General features: G+C 62.9%; 3 protein-coding genes. 2 read left to right on the top strand and 1 reads right to left on the bottom strand.

From position 1 onward, the window contains the following. Window positions 1-3,320, bottom strand: a 3,320-nt coding sequence (smc, locus tag ABYO54_RS14345) for a chromosome segregation protein SMC (RefSeq protein ID WP_372808933.1), incomplete at its 3' end; no start/stop codon positions are given. Window positions 3,321-3,457: 137 nt separating this feature from the next. Between smc and ABYO54_RS14340 the strand changes: the two genes are divergently transcribed. Both ABYO54_RS14340 and ABYO54_RS14335 read left to right on the top strand, forming a co-directional pair. Further along, window positions 3,458-3,772, top strand: a complete 315-nt coding sequence (locus ABYO54_RS14340) for a cupin domain-containing protein (RefSeq protein ID WP_372808932.1) — start codon at window positions 3,458-3,460, stop codon at window positions 3,770-3,772. A 96-nt stretch (window positions 3,773-3,868) separates the two neighbouring features. Beyond that, a partial coding sequence (locus ABYO54_RS14335) for an aconitase family protein (RefSeq protein WP_372808931.1) occupies window positions 3,869-4,601 on the top strand: 733 nt, incomplete at its 3' end.

Below are 4,601 nucleotides of genomic sequence, written 5' to 3'. Positions count from 1 at the left end.
GAGAAGAGCAGGGCCACCGCCGTCATGGTGCGCTCGCCGCCCGAGAGCAAAGAAATGGTCTGCAGCTTCTTTCCCGGGGGGCGGGCGATGATCTCGATGCCGGCTTCCAGGATGTCTTCGTCATCCGTCAGGACCAGCTTGGCGGAACCTCCGCCGAAGAGTTGCTTGAACATGTCCTGGAACTGTTCGTTCACCTTGTCGAAGGTCTCCTTGAACAGTTCGGTGGTCGTGTTGTTGATCGTTTTGATCATATCGAGCAGCTGGGTTTTGGCGGCGTTGAGGTCTTCCTGTTGTTTGATCAGGAAGGCATGGCGCTCCTCGTATTCGGCGTGCTCCTCGATGGCCACCAGATTGACCGGCCCCATCGAATCGATCTTGGCCTGCAACTCGGCAACCCGCGTTTCGATGACTTCGCGGTCGGGTACTTCGTCGTTTTCCCAGTGCGGGGGCTCGGCTTCGGCCAGTTCTTCCTTCGTAATGTGGTAGGTGCCCGTGACCCGCTCCAGCGCGTTGTCGCGGCGCATGGTGTATTCGGCCTTCTCGACTTCGAATTTGGACTTCCGGTTGAGCTGCGATTCGAGGTCGTGGCGGTGGGCGCGCAGCCGGTTTTCGGCGGTGCTGAGCAGTTCGATGGTTTCCTCGCGCCGCGCGCGCTCGCTTTCCAGGGTTTGGGTGGTTTCCTCCAGCCGGATTTCCAGCGGCTCGATCTTGCCGTGCTCGTCCTCGATCGCGCCCCGAAGGTCTTCGATGCGGCGGTTGTAGGAATCGACGCCGCGCGAGCGGTCGTTGATCAGCTCTTCCAGCTCGCCGATGCGCGCCTCCATCGGTTGCTTGCGGTTGTTGAGGTGTTCGAGCGCGCCGGTCTTTTGCGAGTAGACGATGCGGTGCTCGGAAGTGATCTGCAGCGCATCGTTGCGCTTTTCCTCGATTTCGTGCAACGCCCGGGTCTGTTCGGCGCTTTGGGTGCGGACGGCGGCCTGGCGGTCGCGGCATTCCTGCAGCTCGGTGGCGAGGCGCGTGCGGGCTTCGGTTCCGGCGCTTTCGCGCTCGGCCAGCTTTTCGTATTCGAACGTCACCGTCTCGACGCGATCCTGCGCCGTTTTGGTTTCCCGGACCATCACCTGCCGTTCACCCTCCTGCAGCGCCAGTTCGCGGCGGAACTCCTCGAGCATGTGGCGGGCGTTCTCGATGGACGAGGCAATGCCGCTCTCTTCGCCGCGCAGGGTGGCGAGCGCGTCTTCGAGTTTCTGCACCTCGGCTTCCAGCATGCCGATGTCCTCTTGCAGCTGCCGGCGCATCTGGTGGCGGGCAAGGGGGCTCTTGTCCTCGGTGCCGGGCATCCAGATCTCGGACGCGCCGCAACCGGAGACCACGGTGCCGTTCAGGGTAACGACCACGGTGTCGGCCGAAAGCACGGCCGGAATCTCCGGCTCGGACCCGACCACGCGCACGTTCCAGAACAGGCGGCGCACCAGCGGCGCTACGGTGTCGTCGAACCCGATGCACTCCAGCAACCCTTTGCCGATGGCGGAGGAGGAGTCCGGCGAGGCCTCTTCCTTGCTGGAGACCACGCTGAGCAGGCGGGCGCTTCCGGCTTCTTGGTCGCGCAGCCAGTTGAGCGCCTCGCGCGCATAGGCTTCGTCGCTCACGACGATGGCGTCGATGCACGGCCGCAGGATCGCTTCGAGCGCGGTCTGGTATTCCGGCGAGGTCTTCAGCTGTTCGGCCAGCGGGCCGATGATCCCCGCGCGGTCGGGCGTATAGTCGGCGGGCGGGTCGAGCAGCATCTGCGCACCGGGGGGGAAGCCTTCCGTGCGGGCTTCGCCGCCGGAGAGCATTTCGAGCTGCGCCCGTTTGGCGGCGGCGCTCTTTTGCGCTTCGTTGAGTTTGCGCTCGTTTTCAACGATCAGGTCGCGGCGGTTGGTGCGGTCGGCGTTGAGGCGGGTCAGGGTTTCGGCCTGCTCCGCCACTTTGCCGGACAGCAGGTCCACCTTGATGTCCATCTCTTCCTGGCGCTCCAGATAGGATTTCAGGGCGCGCTCCAGTTCCGATTTTTCGGTGGAGAGCCGCTCTTTCTTGAGCATCGCCTCGCGGTCGCGCGCATCGAGGGCGTTCAATTCGTTCTGCATCTTGGAGGACTTGGAGTCGAGGGCGACCGATTCGTTGCGCAGGTTGTTGAGCTGCGTGCGCGTCGCATTCATCTGCTCCTCGACCTCTTTCTGGGTCAAGGTGACGCGGTGCAAGCCCTCCGCGGCCGCTTTCTTCGCGGTTTCCGCTTCGCCGATGTCGCGGACGATCTGTTGCAGCTCGGTGCGGTGGGCATCGAGGCGTATGCGGGCTTCCTCGGTCTCCTGCGTATTGCGCTGGGCGAGGGTGGTCAGCTCCGCGATGCGATCGGTGTTCATGGAAATCAGGTTTTTGGTGCGCTCCAGCTCGCTGCGCGCGGCGCTGGCCTGTTCCATGGCCTGCGAAATGGTCTGCTCCAGCTCGGTCAGCGCCTTGCGGGCGGCCTCGGCCTCGGCTTCGCCGCTCTCGACCTGCGCATGCAGTTCGCCGACCTTGCGTTCCAGCACGCCGAGCTCGCCCGCCAGTTCGTTGATCTTCCGGGCGTATTCGGCCAGCCGCTGGTTGGTGACATAGAGGTCGAGCCCGCGCATCTCCTCGGCGAGCTCCTGATAGCGCTTGGCTTTCCCCGCCTGGCGTTGCAGGGAAATGATTTGGCGTTTCACCTCGCGGATGACGTCGTCGAGGCGCAGCAGGTTGGCCTCGGTGTGCTCGAGCTTGCGCAGGGCTTCCTTTTTGTCGGCCTTGTATTTGGTGATGCCGCTGGCCTCTTCGAAAACGGTGCGGCGGTCTTCCGGCCGCGCGGAGAGAATCTGGTCGATCTTGCCCTGTTCGAGCACGGAGTAGGAATCGGTGCCGACGCCGGTGTCCATGAACAGTCGCTGGATATCCTTCAGCCGGCACGCCTTGCGGTTGAGGAAGTAGCCGCTCTCGCCCGAGCGGAAAACGCGGCGGGTAATGCAGACCTCGTTGTATTCGATCCCGAGCGCGGCGGTGCAGTCGGCCAACGTGATGCTGACTTCGGCCATGCCGAGCGGTTTGGCGCTGTCGGTTCCGTTGAAGATGACGTCCTCCATCTTCGCCCCCCGCAAGGCCCGTGCACGCTGCTCGCCCAAAACCCAGCGAACCGAATCGGAGACGTTGCTTTTGCCGCAACCGTTCGGCCCGACAATCGCCGTCATGCCCGGCTCGAACTCCAGCCGGGTTTTGTTCGCGAAGCTTTTGAAGCCAACTATCTCCAGTGTTTTCAGGTACACGCGGATTCCTCCAAAAAATGAAGGCTCAAGTTATCACAATCCGCGCGAGGCAGGGAAATCGATTTTTGGGCGGAAAGGTTTAAAAATCCGGACGGGCGGCATATGGTGCCGGCCTCACTGAACGAGGAGGTTGGGAAATGGATGTCTACCGGGTTGAAAACGGCGAACGGGTGCTGGACCAGGGCGGTTGCGTGGGTACGCGGCTCTATTGCGCGGCGGGGAATGAATATGTGCATTTGGCCATCGCGCCCGGCGGGGAAATCCCCGAGCACGCCTTGCCCCTGGCCGTCTCGTTTTGCGTGCTGAAGGGGGAGGGGATCTGCGCCGTGGCCGGGGCCGAAGCCGCGGTCCGTGCCGGGGAAATGGTCGAGTGCCCGCCCGATGAACTCCGTAGCTGGCGCAACGACTCGACCGTCCCGTTGGAGGTGTTGGTCATCAAGCGGGCGGTATGACGGCCCGGCCGCGTATGGCAAACCGCGCCAAGATTGGCCTTGAACGGCGAATGCGGCTATCTATAATGCCGGGTTCTTTAAATTATAGGTAATATTATGGGAAAAACACTGTTTGAAAAAATCTGGGACAAGCACGTCGTCAAGGAATTGCCGGGCGGGGAAGTGCTTCTCTACATCGACCGCCATCTCGTGCACGAAGTAACCAGCTCGCAGGCGTTCGAAGGTCTACGGTTGCAGAACCGCAAGGTCCGCCATCCGGAACTGACCTTCGCCACGGCCGACCACAACGTGCCGACCGATAGCCGCACCGAAATCGTCGACCCGGTCGCCAAGGCGCAGGTCGATGCGCTTGCGAAAAACTGCGCCGACAACGGCATCACCTTCTACGGCATGGAGTCCGACAAGCAAGGCGTAGTGCACATCATCGGGCCGGAGCAGGGGATCACGCTGCCGGGAACCACCGTGGTTTGCGGCGACTCCCATACCGCGACGCATGGCGCGTTCGGCGCGATTGCGTTCGGCATCGGCACTTCCGAAGTGGAGCACGTGCTCGCCACCCAGACGCTGCGCCAGACCATGCCGAAGCAGTTCAAGGTCGAGTTCAAGGGCAAGCTTCCGACGGGCGTCACCGCCAAGGACATGGTGCTCGAACTCTGCGGGCAGATCGGTACCGCGGGCGGAACCGGCTGCGCCTTCGAATTCTGCGGCGACGCGGTCAAGGCACTTTCGATGGAAGGCCGCCTGACCATCTGCAACATGGCGATCGAAGCGGGCGCGCGTTCGGGGCTGATTGCCCCGGACCAGACCACCATCGACTATATCACCGCCG

It is taken from the genome of Pontiella sp. (assembly GCF_041622395.1).
In the GTDB taxonomy this organism is placed as follows: Bacteria; Verrucomicrobiota; Kiritimatiellia; order Kiritimatiellales; family Pontiellaceae; genus Pontiella.
Note: the sequence above shows the minus strand (reverse complement) of the source record. Positions and strands in the feature narration are given on the sequence as shown.

Coding starts and splice junctions, on each gene's coding strand:
- ABYO54_RS14340 (WP_372808932.1), top strand. CDS start 3,458: ATGGATGTCTACCGGGTTGAAAACGGCGAACGGGTGCTGGACCAGGGC.